The sequence below is a fragment of the Armatimonadota bacterium genome, from assembly GCA_035527535.1.
Lineage (GTDB): Bacteria > Armatimonadota > Hebobacteria.
In genome coordinates, this window is record DATLAK010000059.1 from 1 (window position 1) to 4,668 (window position 4,668).

Annotated in this window: 3 protein-coding genes and 2 rRNA genes; 2 read left to right on the forward strand and 3 right to left on the reverse strand. The window is 65.2% G+C overall.

All coding sequences use genetic code 11. The annotated features are described in order from the left end of the window. Both VM221_03645 and rrf read left to right on the forward strand, forming a co-directional pair. Positions 1-367, forward strand: a 23S ribosomal RNA gene (locus tag VM221_03645); the annotation flags it as partial. 232 nt (positions 368-599) lie between these two features. Continuing rightward, positions 600-716, forward strand: a 5S ribosomal RNA gene (gene rrf, locus VM221_03650). A gap of 424 nt (positions 717-1,140) precedes the next feature. On the opposite strand, the gene VM221_03655 is transcribed toward rrf, so the two are convergent. From VM221_03655 to VM221_03665, 3 genes are read right to left on the reverse strand one after another with little or no spacing between them, the layout of a single operon-like run. Next, positions 1,141-2,211: a hypothetical protein gene (locus VM221_03655; GenBank protein ID HUT73915.1), complete on the reverse strand. Its 1,071-nt coding sequence runs from the start codon at positions 2,209-2,211 to the stop codon at positions 1,141-1,143. A gap of 1 nt (position 2,212) precedes the next feature. Beyond that, positions 2,213-3,208: a hypothetical protein gene (locus VM221_03660; protein ID HUT73916.1), complete on the reverse strand. Its 996-nt coding sequence runs from the start codon at positions 3,206-3,208 to the stop codon at positions 2,213-2,215. Beyond that, a complete protein-coding gene (locus VM221_03665; protein ID HUT73917.1) occupies positions 3,205-4,302 on the reverse strand; it encodes a hypothetical protein in 1,098 nt (365 codons plus the stop codon). The genes VM221_03660 and VM221_03665 overlap by 4 nt, the downstream gene beginning before the upstream one ends. Between the last annotated feature and the right edge of the window lie 366 nt (positions 4,303-4,668).

A 4,668-nucleotide genomic window follows, 5' to 3' on the forward strand; every position in this document is an offset into this window, starting at 1 on the left:
GGTCCCAAGGGTTGGGCTGTTCGCCCATTAAAGCGGTACGCGAGCTGGGTTCAGAACGTCGTGAGACAGTTCGGTCCCTATCCGTCGTGGGCGTAAGAAGTTTGAGGGGCGCTGCCGCCAGTATGAGAAGACCGCGGTGGACGGACCAATGGTGTACCAGTTGTCCCGCCCGGGGCATACGCTGGGTAGCCAAGTCCGGCCGGGATAAGCGCTGAAAGCATCTAAGCGCGAAACCCACCCCAAGATGAGACTTCTCATCCCGTTAAGGGAGTAAGGCCGCAGGAAGAGTACCTGCTTGATAGGCTGGGAGTGTAAGGCGGGCAACCGCTTGAGCTGACCAGTACTAATCGGCCGAGGGCTTGTCCCCCCGATCTCAGCGCGCTCGCAGTGGCCGCGCGCCCTGCCTCACTCCGTCATTCACCATCAACATCAATCCGCAGATGGCTAAGCGGCTAGGCCTGAAGGCCGCCGTGGCGCGGATTTCGCAGATTGGGCAAGCTGCAGACAGAGCGGAGCGAACTGCTCGCCTTGGTCGCCTCTTCTTTTTCCGTGTTTCTCAAATCTGTGTCCATCTGTGTTGATCTGTGGATAAGCAATTTCCCGGTGACCGTAGCGAGGGGGCAACACCTCTTCCCATTCCGAACAGAGAAGTTAAGCCCCTCAGCGCCGATGGTACTGCTGCCGCAAGGCGGTGGGAGAGTAGGCCGTCGCCGGGATTTTTCTTTGAACCCCGTGGGCGCCGACCCGGATTGTTGACCACCGCGGGTGGCGAAGTCCACCTTCGGCGGACGAAGGCGTCCGGCGCCGCCGATGGGGGTGCGATCCAGCAGCCGGCGCATAATCCATTTGGGCACTCGCAGCCGACTCGTAAGATGTCATCCTGAGCGGTAGCGAAGGATCTCGGCAAGGAATCGCACTTCGCCTGCAAGATTCTTCGGTCGCTGCGCTTCCTCAGAATGACATGACCTTGGCGACGCCCTGCATTGCGCGCGACTGCTCCGTCATCCCGAGGCGCCCGATACGGTCATTCCGAGGCGAATCCGAGGAATCTCCCCCGGCGAGATTCTTCGCTCGCCTGCGCTCGCTCTGAATGATACTTGATCGGGACCGCCTCCGCACGCGGTCCGAGTGGCGGATGAATCATTCGGCCGGAGCAGGCGCTTCGACCGGCGCCGGTGGGCGCGCGATCTCCATGAACGCATAGGCCACCCACAGACCGAGTAGGGCGCTTGCGAGCACCCGGGCCCACTTCCAGAGCACGACCGGCAGCCCCACGCCGAACCCGGACTTCGCACTATCCGACATCCATGGCGACAAGACTTGCCACACCGTCACGACCTCACGGCCCGCTCGGAAAATGACGAACAGGACGGCTAGCGACAGCCAGTGGTGACGCAGCAGACGCAGCCCAGAGGCGATGCCCGTCCAAGCCTTGAGTCCGCGCGCGACGACAGCGAAGGGCGCGAGCATCCAGATCACGAGGAGCGCCGCCGTCACTGCTTCCTCAGCAGCAATAAGCTGGGAGAGACTGCGTAGCACTTGCGCCCTCCGCGAGAGAATCATGTCTGTCACAATTACATTTACATACATTACGACCGTCCCGTATACCGCCGCGACCGCCAGTAAGATGATGCCGACCAGCAGCACCTGCACGTAGTGAGATCGCCAGTACTCCGCCCAGTCAGTCAAGCGCGGCGGGCACTTCACATCCCTCACCCAGCCGAGCAGGCCGACGAGGAACAACGTGCCGATGAGCAGCGCAGGCATCGCCTTCAGGGCGCCATACGCGCCTTGGCCTGATGCGTACGAAGCCAAAAGCTGGAAGCGGTTCAGGCAGCGCGTCCACCCATCCGCCAGTTCTGTAGGCCCCGACAGCGGCGCGGCGAAGCGGGGCAGGTGCGACCAACTGAGAACGCATGTGTACCGCTCCGCCGTGTACGTTGACAGCCAACGGCGCGCGAACCCCGGGCGGCTCGGCACTTTCGCCGAGGAAGCCGGACCTCTTTCCACGTCGGAGGCAAAGCCCATCAGCCCGGCGTATTCAGCCTTGCTCATTCGGGAGCAATGTTGCCAGTAGAACCCGTCGGCGGCGATGCCCGACAAGTACGAAAGGCTGGCAAGAACCAGCACGACCACGACCACCCTTGGCCGGCGGACGAGGTGCCCCACGGCTAACCGCGCGAGCGCGAAGCCACCGACTTTCCCCTCCATCTCAAGCCTCGCTCGGGTGCGGCGCCTCGGCCGGCCCACGCGTGATCTCCATGAACGCATAGGCCACCCACAGGCCGAGCAGCGCCATCCCCACCCAATGTACCCAGCTCCAGAATATGGTCAGTCCCGGCAAGCTGAGCATGATGAACCAGCTGACAAGCGGTGCCGGGAGCGACGCTGCGGCATCACATAGCAGCAGAGCTTGATAGCCGCCCCAAGCGATGACGAATAGCCCAATGAGCGCCAGCACATTCCGCCCAAGCAGACGCAGACCTTGGGAGATCCCCCGCCAGGCCCCGGTGTTCTGCGCCACGATCGCGAATGGCGCCAGCATCAGAAGCACGAACGGAATCATCGCCGATGCGTACCACACCGAGAGGGCGCCGTCCCTGCCGACATGATGCGCGAGCCAGCGTAGAAGGTTGACGCCCGGAGCCGGCCCCCGACCGAATATGATCGCCCCCATCATGAACTGCCATGCCGCGGGCACGAGGACGACGAGCAGGATCGGCAAGTAGTGCGCCCGCAGCCGTTGTGCCGCACCCGCGGCCTTGCGGGACGAGTCATCCTTGACGGTGATGGCCCCCAGCAGCCAGGCGAGGACGAGCGCCGTCACCAGGGAGAGCAAGATCGCCCTCGCCGCTAACATTCGCGTCGGGTCGAAGCTCGAGTTCGGCGCTTGGCGGCGACCGATAAACGCCGACCAACCGTCGGCGATGTGAGTCAGGGGGTAGGCGGGCTCGGTAAACCCTGCGAGCGGCTGCCACACCAACGCATGCAGGCCGGGCGCGCGATAGAGGGCGTGCCACCGCTGGGCGAAGGGCGGTCGCCGATCGTCCGACCGCGGATGGTGACGCGGTGATGCGGCGTCGTTGAAGAACGCGTTTGAGACGAACGCCACGCTGGCTAGCGCCACCACCGCCAGCGCCAACCCGGGTCGGTGCACGAGGCGTCCGGCCGCCGTCCGCGCCACGCAGAATGCGTTCCAAGGGCTCATGTGACGACCTCCTCCGTTGCCGACGCCGGTGGGCGCGCGATCTCCATGAACGCGTAGGCCGCCCACAGGCCGAGCAGGGCCGCGCCCATTGTGGCCACCCACGACCAGGCCAGCAGCGCCGGCGGCGATGACAGCCACGGCGCGCGAGTCAGGACGCCGCCCCATCTATTCCAGGGCGTCGCGGCGCTCCAAACCGCGATCACCTCCCAGCCCACGCGGAACAGCACGAACAGCGCCACCACCGCCGGCCAGCGGGATCGCCACAGCCGCAGCCCCCCGATTATCCCATGCCACCAACCCACCCCTCGCACCACGATCACGAACGGGGCGAACATGAACAGCAGGCCGAGGATCGGCATCACCGCTAGTGAGGCGAAGCTCTGGATGGTCTCGGCGACATCGGACAGAGCCGATGGCCCCGATCTTCCGGCCTCCGCGAGCCGGTTAAGGACTAGAGACGCAACTGCCGCGAGTGCCACGCCGATCAGCGCTAGCGCCAGCATCGCCCAATAATGCCGCCGCCAGTACCCGGGCAAGTCACTCAGGCGAACGGGCTTATCCCTATCGCGCACCCAGCCCAGCAGGCCGACCAAGATCAAGAGTAACACGAGCGCTGCCAGCACGCCGACTGCCACGGGGTAACCGTACATGACCCACTGCGCCGAGGAGCGGCGGGCGGCACTACGGGGCGGCGCGGCATGCGTGGCCGCTCGGAACTGCCTCACCATGACCGGGTAGTAGGCGAGCACTACCCAGCGGGTGGCGACGGACGACGGTTGCCCAAGGGGAGAGGCGAAGCGGGCGAACGGCACCCACAGCAAAGAGGCAACCGGCGAGTTGTGATAGGGCAGCATCCACCGCTGCGCAAAGGGAAGGGGTGAGCGCTCAGCGGTGGGCATCGGCTGGCCCGCCAGCGTCCACCGGCGGGCGGCGATGCGGCCGTTGACGTAGCTGGCGGAAAGCCAGGATGCGGTCGCCAGCGCCAGCACGACCGCCACCAGGGCCGGGCGCGCGCGCAGCTCCCGTACCGCGGAAACGGCAAGCAGAAGCCGGCTGGCGAAACGGCCCGCCAGGGACGGAAATCCGCGCGCCAACGCCCGCCCCTGCGCGCCCGGTATGCTTTTCGACGGGTACAGGCACGCAGTTTCCCTGTTGCTGCGCGCAGGGAAATGCGAGCCAGTCCCCTCGTGCTGCCCGCTGTCACTCATCTTGGAGCCCCCTCTTGCCAGGGACGGTTCTGCAGGAGAAGAGCCATCCCTGCCGGGCGGAAACCGCAATACGAGGCAGCCAGGCATCGTTAGACCCAGATTATGCGTAAGGCTTCGGGCATGTCATTCCGAGGAAGCGACGCGCCCGAGGAATCCCCTATCGGGGATGCGCAAGATCAGCGATTCCAGCCGCGAGCAACCCCGGTAGGGGATCCCTCGCGTTGCTCGGGATGACACACCCGTTGGGTGAGC